Source organism: Psychrilyobacter atlanticus DSM 19335, from assembly GCF_000426625.1.
Taxonomy (GTDB): domain Bacteria; phylum Fusobacteriota; class Fusobacteriia; order Fusobacteriales; family Fusobacteriaceae; genus Psychrilyobacter; species Psychrilyobacter atlanticus.
The window spans coordinates 1,121,646-1,139,262 of record NZ_KE384547.1; the positions used below are offsets into that span (position 1 = coordinate 1,121,646).

General features: G+C 32.5%; 18 protein-coding genes. 13 read left to right on the forward strand and 5 right to left on the reverse strand.

Going from position 1 to position 17,617, the window contains the following annotated elements; all coding sequences use genetic code 11:
* Positions 1 to 89: 89 nt before the first annotated feature.
* The 3 genes from rnmV (at position 90) to ald (K337_RS0105745) (ending at position 3,535) form a co-directional block, all read left to right on the forward strand.
* Complete coding sequence (gene rnmV, locus K337_RS0105735) at positions 90 to 644, forward strand: ribonuclease M5 (protein ID WP_028855766.1); 555 nt, start codon at positions 90 to 92, stop codon at positions 642 to 644.
* A 282-nt stretch (positions 645 to 926) separates the two neighbouring features.
* Entirely contained in the window at positions 927 to 2,057 is a 1,131-nt protein-coding gene (ald, locus tag K337_RS0105740; protein ID WP_028855767.1) for an alanine dehydrogenase, read from the forward strand.
* A 356-nt stretch (positions 2,058 to 2,413) separates the two neighbouring features.
* On the forward strand, positions 2,414 to 3,535 hold the full coding sequence (ald, locus tag K337_RS0105745) for an alanine dehydrogenase (RefSeq protein ID WP_028855768.1): 1,122 nt from the start codon (positions 2,414 to 2,416) through the stop codon (positions 3,533 to 3,535).
* 186 nt (positions 3,536 to 3,721) lie between these two features.
* Here ald (K337_RS0105745) and panD read toward each other — a convergent pair whose 3' ends face one another.
* From panD to K337_RS0105770, 5 genes are all read right to left on the reverse strand, one after another.
* Positions 3,722 to 4,102 carry an aspartate 1-decarboxylase gene (gene panD, locus K337_RS0105750; RefSeq protein WP_028855769.1) on the reverse strand — a complete coding sequence of 127 codons (381 nt, stop codon included), beginning with the start codon at positions 4,100 to 4,102 and terminating at the stop codon, positions 3,722 to 3,724.
* Positions 4,083 to 4,949 carry a pantoate--beta-alanine ligase gene (gene panC / locus K337_RS0105755; RefSeq protein ID WP_028855770.1) on the reverse strand — a complete coding sequence of 289 codons (867 nt, stop codon included), beginning with the start codon at positions 4,947 to 4,949 and terminating at the stop codon, positions 4,083 to 4,085. The genes panD and panC overlap by 20 nt, the downstream gene beginning before the upstream one ends.
* A gap of 10 nt (positions 4,950 to 4,959) precedes the next feature.
* A complete protein-coding gene (panB, locus tag K337_RS0105760) occupies positions 4,960 to 5,787 on the reverse strand; it encodes a 3-methyl-2-oxobutanoate hydroxymethyltransferase (protein ID WP_028855771.1) in 828 nt (275 codons plus the stop codon).
* Positions 5,784 to 6,605, reverse strand: a complete 822-nt coding sequence (locus tag K337_RS0105765; protein ID WP_028855772.1) for a Rossmann-like and DUF2520 domain-containing protein — start codon at positions 6,603 to 6,605, stop codon at positions 5,784 to 5,786. Before K337_RS0105765 ends, panB begins: the two co-directional genes overlap by 4 nt.
* A 453-nt stretch (positions 6,606 to 7,058) precedes the next feature.
* Positions 7,059 to 8,405: an MATE family efflux transporter gene (locus K337_RS0105770; protein ID WP_028855773.1), complete on the reverse strand. Its 1,347-nt coding sequence runs from the start codon at positions 8,403 to 8,405 to the stop codon at positions 7,059 to 7,061.
* 192 nt (positions 8,406 to 8,597) lie between these two features.
* Here K337_RS0105770 and K337_RS0105775 point away from each other — a divergent pair, with 192 nt between their 5' ends.
* From K337_RS0105775 to K337_RS0105820, 10 genes are all read left to right on the forward strand, one after another.
* A complete protein-coding gene (locus K337_RS0105775; protein ID WP_028855774.1) occupies positions 8,598 to 9,245 on the forward strand; it encodes a Crp/Fnr family transcriptional regulator in 648 nt (215 codons plus the stop codon).
* Positions 9,246 to 9,266: 21 nt separating this feature from the next.
* The gene (locus K337_RS0105780; protein ID WP_028855775.1) at positions 9,267 to 10,229 is read left to right on the forward strand and encodes a nucleoside hydrolase; all 963 of its coding nucleotides are present in this window, start codon (positions 9,267 to 9,269) and stop codon (positions 10,227 to 10,229) included.
* An 88-nt stretch (positions 10,230 to 10,317) separates the two neighbouring features.
* The gene (ndk, locus tag K337_RS0105785) at positions 10,318 to 10,749 is read left to right on the forward strand and encodes a nucleoside-diphosphate kinase (RefSeq protein ID WP_028855776.1); all 432 of its coding nucleotides are present in this window, start codon (positions 10,318 to 10,320) and stop codon (positions 10,747 to 10,749) included.
* 80 nt (positions 10,750 to 10,829) lie between these two features.
* Positions 10,830 to 11,276 (forward strand): CBS domain-containing protein, encoded by a 447-nt coding sequence (locus tag K337_RS0105790; protein ID WP_028855777.1) that lies wholly within the window; start codon positions 10,830 to 10,832, stop codon positions 11,274 to 11,276.
* Positions 11,277 to 11,303: 27 nt separating this feature from the next.
* The gene (locus tag K337_RS0105795) at positions 11,304 to 12,575 is read left to right on the forward strand and encodes a hemolysin family protein (protein ID WP_028855778.1); all 1,272 of its coding nucleotides are present in this window, start codon (positions 11,304 to 11,306) and stop codon (positions 12,573 to 12,575) included.
* Positions 12,572 to 13,216 (forward strand): DUF502 domain-containing protein, encoded by a 645-nt coding sequence (locus tag K337_RS17765; protein ID WP_037029202.1) that lies wholly within the window; start codon positions 12,572 to 12,574, stop codon positions 13,214 to 13,216. Before K337_RS0105795 ends, K337_RS17765 begins: the two co-directional genes overlap by 4 nt.
* 17 nt (positions 13,217 to 13,233) lie before the next feature.
* The gene (locus K337_RS0105805) at positions 13,234 to 14,142 is read left to right on the forward strand and encodes a tetratricopeptide repeat protein (RefSeq protein WP_028855779.1); all 909 of its coding nucleotides are present in this window, start codon (positions 13,234 to 13,236) and stop codon (positions 14,140 to 14,142) included.
* Entirely contained in the window at positions 14,123 to 14,563 is a 441-nt protein-coding gene (locus K337_RS0105810; protein WP_028855780.1) for an NUDIX domain-containing protein, read from the forward strand. The genes K337_RS0105805 and K337_RS0105810 overlap by 20 nt, the downstream gene beginning before the upstream one ends.
* 267 nt (positions 14,564 to 14,830) lie before the next feature.
* A complete protein-coding gene (locus K337_RS0105815; protein ID WP_028855781.1) occupies positions 14,831 to 15,343 on the forward strand; it encodes an adenine phosphoribosyltransferase in 513 nt (170 codons plus the stop codon).
* Positions 15,344 to 15,435: 92 nt separating this feature from the next.
* On the forward strand, positions 15,436 to 17,613 hold the full coding sequence (locus K337_RS0105820) for a RelA/SpoT family protein (RefSeq protein ID WP_028855782.1): 2,178 nt from the start codon (positions 15,436 to 15,438) through the stop codon (positions 17,611 to 17,613).
* Positions 17,614 to 17,617 lie beyond the last annotated feature (4 nt).

Consider the following 17,617-nt stretch of genomic DNA (forward strand, 5'->3'; position numbering starts at 1 on the left):
CATAGATTGAAAAGTGAATTAAAAATAATTTATCATATTTAGAGTAAAAAGGTTTAAATTTATAAAATATAACAGGAGGATGAATATATATGAAAAAAAGAATACAAGAAGTTATAGTCGTAGAGGGAAAAGATGATATTTCTGCAGTAAAGAAGGCTGTAGATGCTGAGATGATAGAGGTTAATGGGTTTGCTGTGAGAAGAAAATCTACTTTGGAAAAGATAAAAAATGCCTGTGAAAGAACAGGGGTAATTGTTTTAACTGATCCTGATTTTGCAGGGGAACAAATTCGAAAAACTATTGAAAATTATGTTCCTGATGTCAAGCATGCTTATATTTCCAGGGAAGAAGGTAGGAAAGGTGATAATATCGGAATTGAAAATGCTGATCCCGAATCTATTCTAAAAGCCTTAGAAGGAGCAAAATTTAAGGTGGTTTCAGAAAGAAAAGAATTTACCGTTATTGATATGATTGAAAATAATCTATCTGTAGGAGCGAATTCTAAGATGAACAGACAGGATTTAGGAGGTCTATTAAAGATAGGTTATGCCAACAGTAAACAATTTTTAAGCAAATTAAATAATTTTGGGATAACTAGAGATGAATTTGAAAGTGCAGTAAAAAAATTAAAAGATAAAAATTAGATTTTTAAAAAAAATAAAAAATAATTGTTTGTTATTTGCAAAAAAAACAAATAAAGATCAAAGATATTTTTTTCACTTTTTAGAACTTAAATTCTAATAAAAATATTCTAATAAATAGGATAAGTTTTTTTCTTAGATATTTTTTTCACCCCATATTTACTTGTTTAGTGTATTGATCTCGAAACAATTGCGTTTTTTTAAAATAAAATGGTTGATTTAAAGAGCGGTTTATAGTATAAATGATTAGACCAAAAAATAATAAATTTAAAGGGGGATAAAATAATGAGAATAGGAATACCTGGAGAGATCAAACCACAAGAACATAGAATTGCATTAGTACCAGAGGGAGCAGCAGAGTTTATCAACAGAGGACATAATGTTTATATGACATCTGGAGCAGCAAATGGAATTGGATTAACTGATGAAGATTACAAGGCTGTAGGAGTAGAGATCCTTTCAACTTTAGAGGAAGTATATGAAGTTTCAGATATGATTGTGGGAGTTAAAGAACCTCAACCTAGAGAACTTGCTCTTATTAAACCTGGACAAATTCATTATAGATATCTTCATTTAGCGCCTGACTACGATCAAACAGTAGGATTAATGGAAGCTGGAGCTACTGGAATTGCATTTGAAACTGTAGAGATGCAAAACAGAAGTTTACCGTTATTAGCACCAATGTCTGAAGTAGCTGGAAGAGAGTCAGTTATTTTTGGAGCTAACATCTTAGCAAAACATATGGGTGGGAAAGGAATCTTATTAGGTGGTGTTACAGGGACTGCAAGAGCAAAAGTTGTAGTTGTAGGAGCTGGAATCGCTGGACAAGCTGCATTAAAAATGGCAGTAGGATTAGAATCTGATGTAACTATATTAGATGTAGATATCGCTAAATTAAAGTATTTAGATGATATTTATGGAAATAAAATCAAAACTCTTTATTCAAACGCAGGAAATTTAGCAGCAACTATTAAAGAAGCTGACTTAGTTATCTCTACTGTATTAATTCCAGGAGCTAAGTGTCCTCACTTAATCACTATGGATATGATACACTCAATGGAAGCAGGATCAGTAATCGTTGACATCTCAATCGACCAAGGTGGATCAACTCCAATCTCTAAACCAACATATCATGAAGCTCCTACTTTCTTAACAGATAATGGTGTAGTAATGTATTGTTGTGCTAATATGCCTGGAGCTATGCCTAAGACATCTTCATATGCCCTTGCAAATGTTACACTTAAATATGGATTAGCAATAGCTGACTTAGGAGTAGAGGGAGCTATCAAGAGATTCCCTGAATTAAAGCCTGGTGTAAACGTTTATGAAGGTAAATTAGTTTATAAGCATGTTTCAACAGCTTTCCCTGATTTAAAATTTGATGAATTAGATACAGTAATGTATGCAGGAAAATAAATTAAAAAAATAGTATTTTAAAGCTCAAGGGTAACTTTGAGCTTTTTTTATCTGAGGGGTTGTAAAACTATCTCCAACTTTTTATAAAATTTTATATTTTTTTAGAAACCTTTTGAGATAATATTTGATACTAAAAGATATTTTTTTCACTATATAAAAAGCGAAAAATAAGGAAAAATGTGCTTATTAATAAAACAATTTTTCCATTAGATATTTTTTTCACTACAACTTATTGAGTGTTGTGTTTGTTAATCGAAGTAAATGCGTTTTTTTAAAATAAAATGGTTGATTTTGAGAAAAGTATATAGTATAAATGATTAGATCAAAAAATAATAAGTTTAAAGGGGGACAACATAATGAGAATAGGAATACCTGGAGAGATCAAACCACAAGAACATAGAATTGCACTAGTACCAGAGGGAGCGGCAGAATTTATCAACAGAGGACATAATGTTTATATGACAGCTGGAGCGGCAAATGGAATAGGGTTAACTGACGAAGATTATAAAGCTGTAGGAGTAGAAATTCTTTCAACTTTAGAGGAAGTATATGAAGTTTCAGATATGATTGTGGGAGTTAAAGAACCTCAACCTAGAGAACTTGCTCTTATTAAACCTGGACAAATTCATTATAGATATCTTCATTTAGCACCTGACTACGATCAAACAGTAGGGTTAATGAAAGCGGGAGCTACTGGAATTGCATTTGAAACTGTAGAAATGCCAAATAGAAGTTTACCGTTATTAGCACCAATGTCTGAAGTAGCTGGAAGAGAAGGGGTTATTTTTGGAGCTAACATCTTAGCAAAACATATGGGTGGAAAAGGAATCTTATTAGGTGGTGTTACAGGAACTGCCAGAGCAAAAGTTGTGATTGTAGGAGCTGGAATCTCTGGACAAGCTGCATTAAAAATGGCAGTAGGATTAGAATCTGATGTAACTATATTAGATGTAGATATCGCTAAATTAAAGTATTTAGATGACATTTATGGAAATAAGATCAAAACTCTTTATTCAAACTCAGGAAACTTAGCAGCGACTCTTAAAGAAGCTGACTTAGTAATTTCTACTGTATTAATTCCAGGAGCTAAGTGTCCTCACTTAATCACTATGGATATGATCCACTCAATGGAAGCAGGATCAGTAATCGTTGATATCTCAATCGACCAAGGTGGATCAACTCCAATCTCTAAACCAACATATCATGAAGCTCCTACTTTCTTAACAGATAATGGTGTAGTAATGTATTGTTGTGCTAATATGCCTGGAGCTATGCCTAAGACATCTTCATATGCTCTTGCAAATGTTACACTTAAATATGGATTAGCAATAGCTGATTTAGGAGTAGAGGGAGCTATCGAGAGATTCCCTGAATTAAAGCCTGGTATAAACGTTTATGAAGGTAAGTTAGTTTATAAGCATGTTTCAACTGCTTTCCCTGACTTAAAATTTGATGAATTAGACACAGTGATGAAATAGACATAGTAATATATGTTGAAAAATAAATTTAAAAAATAGTATTTTAAAAGCTCAAGGATAACCTTGAGCTTTTTTTTATTGGAAAACACCTATGAAAAATTATTGGAAGAAATCCAGTTTTGCATTTAATTTGACAATCTAGGATTTGATTAAATTTTGAAAGTATAAACGAAAAATAACTTTTTCCTACATCAATTTACCGTGTTTTTCATAACTGGAAATTTTCATAACTTTATTATCCTCTCCTAAAAGAACTACCTTGGGTTTATGTTCCTCTGCCTCTGATTCGTCCATATAGCAATAGGCCATTATAATTACCCTGTCCCCTGTCTGTACCATTCTGGCTGCAGCTCCATTGAGGCAGACAATTCCCCTCTCTGTCCCGGCGATTACGTATGTTTCAAATCTAGCCCCATTGTCTATATCAACTATATGTACCTGCTCATATTCCCTTATTCCTGCTGCTTTCATAAGCTCTACATCCAAAGTTATACTTCCTACATAATGGAGTTCTGCCTGTGTTACTATGGCCCTGTGTATCTTTCCTTTAAGCATCTGTAGTTTCATCTTTTCCCCCTAGGATTATATTGTCTATCAATCTGGATTTTCCTATAAATACTGCAGTGGCTGCCACTGCTTTATCCTCTATTTTTGTTATTTTTTGAAGTGTATCAGCGTGGACTATCTCAAAATAATCCACGACAGCTCCCCCTACACCCTCTATCCTTTCTACAGCCCATCTTCGGATCTTTTCTACCTCAGCCTCCCCTTGAACAACTCTGTCTTTTACAGCTTTCAAGGTTTGATTTATTATAAGGGCTTTTCTTTTTTCATCTTCAGATAATCTTGCATTTCTAGAACTCATAGCCAACCCGCCTTCCTCTCTTATAGTTGTACATCCTACAATTTCAAGGGGGATATTCAAGTCAGCGACCATTCTTTTTACAACCATCAATTGCTGATAATCTTTTTTCCCAAAATAAGCCCTCTGAGGAGCCAGGATAAGAAAAAACTTTGTAAGAACTGTGCAGACTCCTCTAAAGTGTCCGGGCCTTGTAGCCCCGCAAAGTTCATTATCTAAATTTTCTACCTCTACAAGGGAATTAAATCCCCGGGGATAGATCTCCTGCACCGTGGGACTAAATATAAGATCTCCTCCCGATCTTGTCACAAGATCCATATCTCCGGAAAGGTCAGAGGGATAGGAATCTAAGTCATTACAATTATCAAATTGCATGGGATTTACAAAAACACTCACAACTACCCTGTCATTTTCACTGGCCGCCCTTTCAATGAGACTTCCATGACCCCTGTGAAGGTATCCCATGGTAGGAATAAAACCTACACTTTCACCTGCATCTTTCCATTCTTTGATCTTTTTTTGAATCTCCTGAATTCCTCTTATAACTTCCACAGCACTCCTCCTAATAAAGTTTTTCTAAGACCTCTTCCTTCATGGTGAAAGTATGTTCCACGGCAGGAAACTCTCCATCTCTTACCTGGTCTACATATTTTTTTATTCCATCTTTTATCACCGCTCCTGCATCTGCAAAAGTTTTAACAAATTTAGGTTTAAAATCCTCATCCATATTGAGCATATCCTGATATACCAAGATCTGTCCGTCACAACCTGCTCCTGAACCGATTCCTATGGTAGGTATAGATATACTTTTACTCACAAGATCAGCTAGTTTTTCAGGGATACATTCAAGAACTATTGCAAATACCCCTGCCTCTTCTAAAAGTTTGGCATCTTCTATTATTTTTTTTGCCGCTTCCTCACTCTTTCCCTGTACCTTGAATCCTCCCATGATATTCAGGGATTGTGGTGTCAGTCCTAGGTGGCCCATTACTGGTATTTGAGCCTTTATAAGACCCTTTACCTTATCTAAAATTTCCCTGCCGCCTTCCACCTTAACAGCATGGGCTTGTGTTTGTTTTATTATCCTTCCTGCATTATCTATTGCTTCTGCCAGAGTGTTATGATAGGACATAAATGGCATATCTACTGTTACCAGGGTATTTTTTACTCCTCTGACCACTGCTCTTCCATGGTGGATCATGTCTTCTACTGTCACCGCCAGAGTGGAATCATATCCCAGAGTTACCATTCCCAGAGAATCTCCTACCAGTATTCCGTTGATCTCTGTTCCGTCTATAATTTTTGCCATGGTATAATCATATGCTGTCAGCATGGAGAGTTTCTGTCCATTTTTTTTAGAATTAATAAATGTTACTACTGTATTTTTCATCTTTTATCCTCCAATATACCTTCTATCTCTTTATTTTCACCAATAATTTTTAAAAGTTCCCTGGACCCTGCTAGATAGAGATCTCGTTCCCATCTTTCTTGAGAGTTTAGATGTCCCCTCAAAGTATTTAAATCGCCCCTTTGGAGGGGACCTGTAATTGAATCTTTTATCCCTTTTTCTCCTATATTTTCAACGGTTTTTTCAACCAGGGGAAGGAGGATATCTTTAGCCTCTTTTTCTGAAAATCCACATTTTTGAAGGTTATCTATTCCCCTATGAATCATTGGAACTATCAGGTTGGATGCATAGACCCCTGCAAGGTGATATCTCATTTTAAATTTTTTCTCCACACTAAAACATTTGTTTCCCAATCCCTCGACTATTTTTTTTGCCTGGGGAGAGTCACCTTCTAAAACCAGGGACATTTCCTCCATCCTGCTCATTGGCGTATCTATATCAGAAAAAGTCATCATAGGGTGAAGAGAAGCAGCCTCTGCTCCCAGTTCCTCTGCGTTGCAAAATATTTCTGATGAGACAGCACCACTGGTATGGATTACACAGCGGCCCTCTATATTTTCCCTAGACAACTTATTCCAGACATCGATAATCTCGTCGTCGGGAACAGCAATTAAAATTATATCTGATTGCTCCACTATCTCTGTATAACTCTCAAAAGATTCCCATCCCAGTTTAGATGGATCTATGACATTTTCTTTTCTTTCTCTCTTTAAGTATCCTGAGATAGAAAAATTCCGATATCTTAAATATTTTCCCAAAGATATCCCTACCCTGCCTGCTCCTATAATACCAATTCTCATTCTGCCTCCATTATATAACTAACTAGTACGATTATCTGATCGAATATTACTACTTGAAAATAAAAATGTCAAATTAAATTATTTTAATTACAGCGTTCATTTATTTTTGAGATGGTTTGAATCCTTTATAAATAGGGATACAGAGGGGATTAGTTTTTTTAGTCATTTTTTTTCATTTTAATTTTTTTAAAAAAAATAAAACTAATTAGTAATTAAATTTAATTGTTATAGACTTAATTTTTTAAGATATCTTTTAATACTTGAATTGTATAATTAATTACAACGATGAGTTTTTTTTAAAGGGAATAGAGTTTTTAAAGTTAAGAAAAGAAGATGTAAATATAGCAGTACAGAAAATTAATAATAGGCCAAGGAGTTGCTTATATAAAAAACTCCCTACGAATAATTCAAGGGAGTTTTTCAATATTGTATTTAATTTGATAATCTAGGTATTTAAACACAGATTACTATTTTTTTCATCTCCCTTTTTATTTTAACAATATAGTAAAGGGTAAATAATCCTGCCAATAAATCTGCTATAGCATGGGTTGCAATTATACCATTCAATCCAAATTTATAATTTAAAATATATACCAATGGGATAAAGAAAAAACCATTTCTACAACTGGCTAATATAAAACTTTCCCGACCCTTTCCTAAAGATTGATAAAGGGTAGTCACAATAGTCGTAATTCCAAAGGTAAAAAAGAAAATATTTAAAGAATAAAGGTTTAATTGTCCTAATTTAATCACTTGAGGGTCAAATGAAAATATTTTTATAATGTTTTCAGAAAATACTATATATATAACGTTTAAAACTATACTATATATAGTAACCCATATAAGAGATACTTTAAGAGCTTCTACTATACGGGAATAATTTTTCTGGCCATAACTATAAGCTACTAAAGGCTGGAACCCCTGAGCAAACCCAAAGAGTGTAAACATAATAATAGAGACCACACGCATAGCAATCCCTCCAGCAGCAATAGCTGTATCTCCATAAACTTGCAATGCATTATTATACACTGCCATAGATACACTGACTAAAATTTGTCTGGAAAATGACGGCAATCCAACAATTATAATACTATAAAAAATAGATTTTTTAAATAAAAACTGTTTAAAAGATACCTTTAAAAGGCTGGATTTTGAAAAGTAATATTTAAATAAAAATAGAGTTGAGATAAACTGTGAAATAACAGTGGCTACGGCGGCTCCCTCTATTCCATAATCTAAAACAAAAATAAAAATTGGATCTAAGATAATATTTAAAATTGCTCCCAATCCAATGGCACACATACTATATTTACTGTTTCCCTCTGCTCGGATTGTGTTATTTAAAACCATGTTGATGACTGTAAAAAAAGTTCCTAAAACAATAATCAATGTATATGTCTTTGCGTAGGGTAAAATTGTAGGAGTCGCTCCTATACTCTTTAATATCCATTCTAAATAATTTACACCAAAAATAGTTGCTACTATTGAAAAGACGACTCCTAAAGCTATCGATAGATTAAATGTAGTGGTGGCACTTTTTTTATCCTGGGCTCCCAAAAATCTAGAGATCATATTTCCTCCGCCAACACCAATCATCTGTCCAATGGCTGCTATCAACATAAATAAAGGATAGGAAACTGCAATAGCTCCTATTGCACGAGTGTCATTTAGCATCCCAACAAATAGTGTATCCACTACATTATATATAGCAGATATTAAAATTCCGACTACGGCAGGAAGTGATAATTTCAACAATGCTTTTGGTATTTTTTCCTCTTTAAGTATCCATTCTTTGTTCATAATAATTCTCCTTAAAATCTTAATCTATAATTATAAAATCATTCAAATTTTCGTAGGACTATATCTCTAGGATAAATTTATTACGAAATTTTAGATGTTAAAAAAGTATATAGATTAATTCTGAAGAAAACTGTAGAATGTTCTACAGTTTTTTGAAATTGTGGGGTATACTGTCAGTAAGAGAGGTGAATCATGGAAAAGATCAAAAATATTATAGAAAAAACTCCACTAAAAGATTTTATTCCTCAAAAATACTTAGATAGATTAAAAATATTAAATTTATCTTCTGGAGAATATTTTCATTATTCAGAAAAAAAATTAAATTCTATTTTTTTTATTGTTGAAGGGATTATACAGATAAAACAAACTACTCAAGACGGAGTTGATCTAAACTATAGTTTATTGGATGATTTTAATGTCATTGGAGAAAAAAAGTTGCTCTTTGGAGAGGAGGGAGAGGTAGATTTTTATACTATAAAAGATAAAACAAAAATTATAGAAGTTCCATTGGATATTGGAATTGAATTAATAAAAAATGATAGTTTTAAAATCTTTCTCTTAAAGCTTCATTGTGAAAAACTTCATAGGTTTGTATGGGATATATCTATCTTACATTTTAAGGGTGTAAATAAATTTTTAGCACACAGTATATTAACCTATTCTAAAAAAGAAAAGTTTAGATTTAAAAATATGTCCTTTCTCAGTGAAATACTTGGTATAGATAGAAAAAGTTTATACAGTGCTATTAAGAAATTAGAGGAAGAAAAATTAATAGTAAGAGAAAATAAAGTTCTCAAAATTTTAGATAGGGAAAAATTAAAAGAATACATAAAATTTTAAAACATACAACTGGAGGAAAAAATGAAATTAAAAAAGAAAAGAATCATAATCGATTGTGATCCAGGAATAGACGATAGTTTAGCAATATTATTAGCTTTAAATTCCAACGAAGTAGATTTAATAGGAATAACTGTAGTTGGTGGGAATGTAGATGCTATGAAATGTGCAATTAATGCTATTAAGGTATTGGAAGTTGGAGGAAGACTGGATATTCCTGTATATTTAGGAGAATCTAAGCCTTTAGTCAGAGAATTAGAAACAGCAGAAGAAACCCATGGAGAGGGAGGATTAGGAAAGGTAGTAGTTCAAAAGAGTGAAGATCATAATTTAATAAAAAAGGGAGCGATAGAATTTTTGCTGGCTAACTCAAGTGACTGCCACCTTATTACCATTGGACCTATGATAAATCTTGCTCGTGCAATACAAAAAGACAAAGAAGCTTTCAATAAATTTTTATCTATAACTTCCATGGGGGGAGCTTATAAAAGTCATGGGAATTGTTCTCAGGTAGCTGAATTTAATTATTGGGTAGATCCCCATGCAGTGCAGTTGGTATATGATAATTATAATAAACCTATTACCATGGTTGGCCTGGATGTGACGAGAAGTTGTGTTCTAACCCCTGATTATCGTCAGTTGCTAAAATTTATAGATACTCCTGTATCGAATTTTATCTATGATATTACAGAATTTTATGTAGATTTTCACTGGGAACAGGAGAGAACTCTAGGCTGTGTAATAAATGATCCGTTGGCTATGGCATACTTTATAGACAACACTTTAGCAGACGGGTTCTATAGTAATTTAGAGATGGTAGTAGAGGGAAATGCCGTAGGCCAGTCTATGATCGATGTACAAGGGTTCTATAAAAGAGAAGATAATGTCTTGGTTCTCACAGAGGTTGACAATATAAGGTTTATGAATATGTTTTTCAAAAGATTATTTAAAGGCCATGAAAAAGATATAGATCTAGTAATAAAATAAAAAAATATCAGACAAAGGGTCAATTAAAAAGAGTATAAAAAGGAAAAGAAAGTAGTTTTAGTATATTTATTACAAGGGGTGATGTGATATGCCGGAGCAAACATTTTTAATGATTAAGCCAGATGGTGTGAAAAGAAAATTAGTAGGAGATATATTGATTAGATTAGAGAAAAAGGGACTGAAGATAGCCGCAATGAAAATGTTACAAATAACAAAGGAATTGGCAGAACTGCACTATAATGAGCACAGAGGAAAGGAGTTCTATGAGGAATTAATTGAATTTATTACCTCAGGACCCGTTGTAGCTATTGTTTTAGAAGGGGAAGGGATAGTTAAAATTATCCGTAATTTTGCAGGAAAAACTAATCCAAAAGAAGCGGATTGTGGTACAATAAGAGGTGATTATGCTTTTGACATAACTCAAAATGTTATCCATACTTCCGATTCTATATCAAGTGCTCAAAGAGAGATAATTAATTTTTTTAAAAAATCAGAAATTCTAAGTAATACAGAAGGGTAGAAAATGTTTTTTGGTCTTCTAAATTTGAGATAAATGTATATTTATGATAAAATTATTTAAAATAATAGGGGTGGTTTATTATGAAACAAGTGCGTGATGTAATGAATACAGATTTAATAACAATAGAGGCTAACTTAACTTTTGATAACATCTTAAAGATTATGACAGAAAAAGGTGCGGGCAAGCTTCCAGTAATCGATAATGGACAATTGATAGGAGTAGTTACAAGGGATGATATTTTGGTAAGACAGGAAACTGCACCGCTTCCTCCGGTGATTGCATTTTGGGACCTGCTTATAACACTTCCAGAAAATAAAGAATTCAAGAAAAAATTGAAAAAATTATCAGGATATATTGCAAAGGACATAATGTCTACAAATTATTTAGTTGTGAAACAATCTGATGATCTAGCTAATGTCATAACTCAAATAGTAGAACAAAAATATAACTATGCGCTTGTGGTAGAAAATGATTCCATAGAGGGTATTATAACGAAAACAGACTTAATTAAAAAATGTTTTAATTAAGAAAAAAAGGATGGTGTAAAAAAAACGTTGGAAATTTATAGTCAACTTATTTTATTGGTGGTATTAATTATTTTATCGGGGTTATTTTCAGCTTCTGAAACTGCTCTTACTGCATTTAAAAGTACTGATCTAGAAGAAATTGAAAATACTAACCCTAGAACAGCAAAATTATTGAAAAAGTGGTTAACTAAACCTAATGAGATCTTAACGGCAATATTATTAGGAAATAACATTGTAAATATCTTAGCTTCATCTATCGCAACTATAGTGACATTGCAAATAATGGGGTCTAAATCTGGAAATGCAATAGCTGTAGCTACAGTATCTATGACAGTTGTAGTGCTTATATTTGGGGAGATAACTCCTAAAATTGTTGCTAAAACATATTCAAGAAAGATATCAGGGATTGTTATAGGACCAATTTATTTTTTAAGTATTGTAACATTGCCTATCATAAAATTATTGATGTTTGTTACTAAGATCATCAGTGGTATGATGGGAGTAAATATTAAACATGAAAACCTCATGATAACAGAGGAAGAGATTAAATCTTATATCAATGTAGGTGAAGCTGAAGGAGTAATTGAAGAGGAAGAGAGAGAGATGATCCATTCAATTATAGAGTTTGGGGATACCACCGCAAAGGAGGTTATGACTCCTAGAACTTCAATCTTTATGTTAGATGCGGAATCTACAATAGATGAAGTATGGGATGAAATTATAGACAGCGGTTATTCTAGAATTCCTGTATATGGAGAAGATCTAGATGAAATATTAGGAATTCTTTATGTTAAGGATCTTATGACTTTGGCTAAAGAAGGAACTACAGATATTCCATTAAAAAATATATTGAGGGAAGCGTATTTTGTTCCTGATACTAAATCTATAGTGGAGATCTTAGATGAGTTTAGAAATAAACAAGTCCATATGGCTGTTGTCTTAGATGAATATGGTGGGACAGTAGGGTTAGCAACTATCGAAGACCTCATTGAGGAGATAATCGGTGAGATAAAAGATGAATACGACCTTCATGAAGAGGATGAAATTGAAAAAATAAGTGAATCAAAATATAGAGTTGATGCACGAATAAATATTGAAGATTTAAACAAAGAACTGGAACTGAATATCCCTGAATCAGAAGATTATGAAAGTCTTGGAGGGTATGTTTTAGACATCTTAGGCCGGGTAGCGGAGGTTGAAGATATTGTTGAGCTAGAAGGTCTTAGGATGAAAGTTTTGGAGATCGATAAGATGAGAGTAGTTAAAATTCTTATAGAGATAAGTGAGGAAAAGGAATGAAAAAAATAAAAAGTCTGTTTGCAACAGGATTGATAACTGTTTTACCGGTATTAATAACAATCAATATAATGTCGTGGATATTTAAATTTTTAAACAATTATTTAAGGCAGAATATTTTTGTGAAAGAGATGACCTCATACCTACTAAAATATGAGTTTTATTCTAAATTTACAACACAGGTTTTGGTTTACTTAATTGCTATGCTGATAATTATATTAACTATTATCATTGCAGGTCTTGCCATGAGAAATGTAATTGGTAAAAAAATAGCTAAAAAAATAGACCTGTTATTTTCAAATATCCCCTTGGTAAAACCTATCTATACTACTATTTTGCAGATTAGACATCTAATGTTTACATCAAACACAAAGGCTTATCAAAAAGTAGTTATGATAGAGTACCCTCGAAAGGGAATCTATAGTTTGGGATTTTTAACTAACAGAGAAAATCAACTTTTTGAAGAGATATTAGGAGGGAAAAAATTACTCAATATATTTATACCTACCTCTCCTAATCCTACTTCCGGAATGTTTATAATGGTAGAAGCAGATACTGTTAAAGAGTTAGATATCAAGATTGAAGACGCTGTTAAATTAATAATTTCTGGTGGAGCAATAGTTCCAAAGATCAATAAAAATTAGAAAATTAGGAGTATTATATGAAAAAAATATTGTTAATTCTAGGTTTACTTATGCTAATAGGCTGTACTTCAGCAGATCAAAAAAAGAAAAAGGAACACTACCTAATCAAAGGAATGAACTATAGTAAGAGTGGTAACTATACCAAAGCCATCGATGAATATAAGGAGTTTTATGAAATCGATAAAAAAGATCCCGTTCTTCTTAGGGAGTTAGGATTAGCCTATGCTCAATTAGGTGATTATGAGGCAGCTGAAAAATATTATTTAGAAGCTTTAAAATTAGATCCCAAGGATCAGATAACTTTATCTAATACGGCTATTTTATCCTATAAGATGGGGAAATTAGAGAGAAGCCAGTACTATTTATCACAAATTTCATCTGACAGTATAGATTTTAAAATATACCTGTTAAAGGGGTATATTGCATACGATGAAAACAAGTATGAAGAAGCTTACCTTAACTTTACTAAAGTTTTAAATTTGATAGATATCGAAGACTATACTTTTGTAGGTAAATATGTGGAGATTTTACAAAAAACAAATAGAACCAATGAGATCTATCCCTTCATCTATAGGGTATATGAAGTTAAAAAGAATGACCCAGATGCAGTCATTACATATTCTAGATTTTTAATCGATGTTTTTAGTGATTATGATGGCGCTTTTAAAGCTTTAAAAACATATATCGCAAGGGAAAAAAATAACCGTGTAATATTAGAGCTTGCTAAACGAAGTTTTGAAGTAGGAAAAATAAATGACACTGAGTTATATCTAAAGCTGTTAACAGATGCTTATAAGTATGATTTAGATGTTTTAAACTTGAAAAAAGAGATAGCGGCCCACAACAATAAACCTAAAGATGTTGAAAAATATCAAAAAATAATTGAAAAGGTGAGTGATCTAGACAGTGAAGAGTATCAGAATTAGAGTTTGTGGAATTTTAGAAAAAGACGATGAGTTACTTTTAGTTAAACATATAAAAAATAACAATGAATACTACCTCCTTCCTGGAGGCGGAGTAGATCACGGAGAGGACTTTAAAACTGCTCTTAAAAGAGAATTTATGGAAGAATGTAATCTGGATGTAGAGGTAGAAGATATGGTGTTTATATCTGAAGGAATAGCTCCTAACGGCGGACGTCATATTGTAAATGTTTATTTTAAAGTTTCCTATATTGGCGGAGATCTACAGGTCGGGCTAGACGGGAGTAACTTAATTGGTGTAGAATATATTAAGAAATCAGAGTTAGAAAATGTTATACTATATCCAAATACAAAAAAAGAATTAAAAGAATATTTTGAATCTGAAAACAAAGGGATAAAGTATCTAGGGAACAGATGGGAATAATAATTAAATAAGTAACACAATATTCTATATTTAGTTTAGTGAGCTACTATCTCAAGATTCTTAGATTATATAATAATCTCTATCTCAAAGTTCTTAATTTACATCGTAAATTTTTAGAGACTTTGGTGATACTCTTTATCGAGTAGAAATCTTGGTGATGCCACTTGCTGGTAGTATATTGGTGAGACCCTTTATGGGTAAAAAAATAAATATAAAATTGTGTGGATAATGCTTTACGCTTACTTAACAATTAAGGGAGAAAGAAAAATGAATTTAAAGAACTATATAGCGCTTGTAGAAGATTATCCAAAAGAAGGGATAAAGTTTAGGGATATAACACCTTTATTAGCAAATGGAGAGGCTTTTAAAAAAGCAACAGATGAGATAGTAGAGTATGCTAAAGAAAAAGAGATTGACCTGGTAGTAGGTCCTGAAGCCAGAGGATTTATCTTTGGATGTCCAGTATCTTATGCTTTAGAAGTAGGATTCGCTCCAGTAAGAAAACCTGGAAAACTTCCTAGAGAAACAGTGGAATATGAATATGATTTAGAATATGGAACAAATACACTATGTATGCATAATGATTCTATAAAACCTGGTCAAAGAGTTCTTATAGTTGATGATCTATTAGCTACTGGGGGAACAGTTGAGGCCACTATAAAGATAATTGAAGATTTAGGCGGAATTGTTGCTGGTATGGCATTTCTTATTGAATTAGAGGATCTGAATGGTAGAGAAAATTTAGCAGGTTATGATATTATGACTTTAATGAAGTACTAAAGTATTAATAAGAAAGCGACACTTGGTGTCGCTTTCTTATTAGTACTTAAATCAAGTATATTTATTTAAAAAATTTTTAAGGAAGGAATTTTATGGAATATAAATCAAATATTGCTGAAGAGCTTAAAAAAAATAATTTAAAAATAGATGAAGATATGATCTTTTCTGCCTATGAATTTGCAAGAGAATCCCATGTGGGTCAGTACCGTAAATCAGGAGAAGAATACATAGTTCATCCTGTAGAAGTATCAAAGATACTCATTAATATGAAGATGGATACGGAAACAATTACCGCTGGATTTCTACATGACATTGTAGAAGATACCATGACCACTATACAGGATATTGAATATAATTTTGGTCCCGAAGTAGCCAGACTAGTAGATGGGGTAACTAAACTTACTAATCTACCTGTAGGAAGCAATAAACAGCCTGAAAATATCAGAAAGATGATCGTGGCTATGGCTAGTGATGTAAGGGTTGTTATCATTAAATTAGCTGATAGGCTGCATAATATGCGGACACTAAAATTTATGCCTACCTATAAACAGGAGAGAATTGCAAAGGAAACATTAGATATATTTGCACCCTTAGCCCATAGAATTGGTATGGCAAAAATAAAATGGGAGTTAGAAGATTTATGCCTGTATTATCTAGAACCTGAAATTTATAGAAAATTAGTCAAAATGGTCAACAATAAAAGGGCTGAAAGGGAAGAATATACAAGTGCTATTTTAAGAAATATGAAAAAAATTATCCATGAGAGTAATATAGATGGGATAGTTTCTGGACGGGCTAAACATTTTTATAGTATCTATAAAAAAATGTATGAAAAAGGAAAAAGTTTTGATGAACTTTATGACCTTACTGCTGTTAGGGTATTAGTGGACACAGAGGGTGAGTGTTACAATATATTAGGACTTCTTCACAGTCATTGGAAACCTGTTCCAGGTAGATTTAAAGACTATATAGCAGTTCCTAAATCAAACGGTTATCAATCTATCCATACTACCTTGGTAGGTCCCTTAGGGAAGTTTATCGAGGTTCAGATAAGAACTAAAGATATGCATGCCATTGCAGAGGATGGAATAGCTGCCCATTGGAACTATAAGGAAAAAAGAAATAATTCTAAAGCTGATAATGTTTATTCGTGGCTCCGTAAGATATTGGAGTGGCAAAGTGAAGCCGATACATCGGAAGAGTTTATCCAGACTGTTACAGGGGATATACTCAACGAAACAGTATTTGTTTTCTCTCCTAAAGGAGATGTTATCGAACTTTCTAAAGGATCAACTCCGCTAGACTTTGCATTTCACATCCATACAGAGGTAGGCTATAAGTGTATAGGTGCCAAAGCCAACGATAAAATTGTTCCGATTGATTATAAACTCCAAAATGGAGATAGAATTGATATTATAACTTCTAATATATCAAAGGGGCCTGGAAGAGACTGGTTAAATATAGTTGCAACCCAGAGTGCTAAAAGTAAGATCAGAAGATGGATAAAGGAAAAAAACTTTGATGAGAATCTAAAGATAGGAAAAGAACTATTTGAAAAAGAATTACTCAAGGTGGGATCTTCTGTTAAACAAATTGAAAACAGCCCTGAAATGAAAGAATATTTAAATAAAAATTCTATCAATAATTTCAATGATTTACTTATTAAAATAAGTTCTAAAGGTTTAAATGTAACTCTCCTTTCAGAACGATTGGTAAAAAAAGATGAAAAAATAGAGCTTGAAGTTATAGAAGACTATCAAAATGAAACTCCTAAAAGAAAAAGTCGGAAAAAAAATGATTATGGTGTTATAATAGATGGTCTTGATAATACTATTATTCGATTTGCAAAATGCTGCACTCCTCTCCCTGGAGATGAGATAGGTGGATATATAACTACCTACGGAGACATTGGTATTCATAGATTGGACTGTAAAAATTATATAAATTTAATTGCCCGTGATCACAATAGAGAGATAGGTGTTAGATGGGATGATGAAATTATAGGCAGAAAGATCAATAAATACAGGTTTAAATTTACCATAGTCACCACAGACAGAGCAAATATTCTCTTGGAAATTGTAAAAATTATAGCCGATCATAAGATAGATTTAGAGGGAGTAAACTCCGGTCATATTAAAAATGGAGCTGAAAGACTTTCGGTTATCGAGATAACTATAGATATCAACGAAAAGAGAGATTATGAAAAATTAATTAACCATATTGTAAATCTAAAAGATGTAATAGAAATTAGAAGAAATCAAAACAATTAAGAAC

Bases quoted from the DNA above. Each gene is read 5' to 3' on its own strand.
- K337_RS0105815 (WP_028855781.1), top strand. From the start codon at position 14,831: ATGAATTTAAAGAACTATATAGCGCTTGTAGAAGATTATCCAAAAGAA.
- ald (WP_028855767.1), top strand. From the start codon at position 927: ATGAGAATAGGAATACCTGGAGAGATCAAACCACAAGAACATAGAATT.
- K337_RS17765 (WP_037029202.1), top strand. From the start codon at position 12,572: ATGAAAAAAATAAAAAGTCTGTTTGCAACAGGATTGATAACTGTTTTA.
- K337_RS0105770 (WP_028855773.1), bottom strand. From the start codon at position 8,405: ATGAACAAAGAATGGATACTTAAAGAGGAAAAAATACCAAAAGCATTG.
- rnmV (WP_028855766.1), top strand. From the start codon at position 90: ATGAAAAAAAGAATACAAGAAGTTATAGTCGTAGAGGGAAAAGATGAT.
- K337_RS0105780 (WP_028855775.1), top strand. From the start codon at position 9,267: ATGAAATTAAAAAAGAAAAGAATCATAATCGATTGTGATCCAGGAATA.
- K337_RS0105805 (WP_028855779.1), top strand. From the start codon at position 13,234: ATGAAAAAAATATTGTTAATTCTAGGTTTACTTATGCTAATAGGCTGT.
- K337_RS0105765 (WP_028855772.1), bottom strand. From the start codon at position 6,605: ATGAGAATTGGTATTATAGGAGCAGGCAGGGTAGGGATATCTTTGGGA.
- panD (WP_028855769.1), bottom strand. From the start codon at position 4,102: ATGAAACTACAGATGCTTAAAGGAAAGATACACAGGGCCATAGTAACA.
- K337_RS0105820 (WP_028855782.1), top strand. From the start codon at position 15,436: ATGGAATATAAATCAAATATTGCTGAAGAGCTTAAAAAAAATAATTTA.
- panB (WP_028855771.1), bottom strand. From the start codon at position 5,787: ATGAAAAATACAGTAGTAACATTTATTAATTCTAAAAAAAATGGACAG.
- ald (WP_028855768.1), top strand. From the start codon at position 2,414: ATGAGAATAGGAATACCTGGAGAGATCAAACCACAAGAACATAGAATT.
- K337_RS0105790 (WP_028855777.1), top strand. From the start codon at position 10,830: ATGAAACAAGTGCGTGATGTAATGAATACAGATTTAATAACAATAGAG.
- ndk (WP_028855776.1), top strand. From the start codon at position 10,318: ATGCCGGAGCAAACATTTTTAATGATTAAGCCAGATGGTGTGAAAAGA.
- K337_RS0105775 (WP_028855774.1), top strand. From the start codon at position 8,598: ATGGAAAAGATCAAAAATATTATAGAAAAAACTCCACTAAAAGATTTT.